General features: G+C 36.6%; 2 tRNA genes. Both read right to left on the bottom strand.

What is annotated here, in order from left to right:
• Window positions 1-139: 139 nt before the first annotated feature.
• Window positions 140-216: transfer RNA gene (locus tag ACTNBA_RS19095), tRNA-Ile, on the bottom strand.
• A gap of 5 nt (window positions 217-221) precedes the next feature.
• Window positions 222-297 (bottom strand) — tRNA-Ala (locus ACTNBA_RS19100).
• Between the last annotated feature and the right edge of the window lie 181 nt (window positions 298-478).

Raw genomic sequence — 478 nt, forward strand, 5'->3', positions numbered from 1 at the left:
TTAGATTTTCATTCTACAAAGAATTCAAATTAAAATTCTTGACGAAATTGTTTTATCTTTAAATTTAAAGGTTTAACAATATATCTTCACTGTGTAATTTTCAAAGAACATTCAATTTACAAACTTCATTGCAAATTAATGGTGGGTCTAAATGGACTCGAACCATCGACCTCACGCTTATCAGGCGTGCGCTCTAACCAGCTGAGCTATAGACCCACAAATGGTGGAGATAAAGAGATTCGAACTCTTGACCCCCTGCGTGCAAGGCAGGTGCTCTCCCAACTGAGCTATACCCCCATGTGGAATTTACTATAAAGTTTTTTTGAGAGATGGTCTCTCAAAATTAAACAGAGTTAAAGTACCAGTTTCCAGCTGTGCTGGATGGACTCATCTAAACTTTCTAAAATAAATTTTACAAAGTAAGATTCGTTCAATGTCATGAAGGATTAACTTCATGTCGACTCCCTAGAAAGGAGGT

Source organism: Clostridium sulfidigenes, from assembly GCF_052067195.1.
Classification (GTDB): domain Bacteria; phylum Bacillota; class Clostridia; order Clostridiales; family Clostridiaceae; genus Clostridium_J; species Clostridium_J sulfidigenes.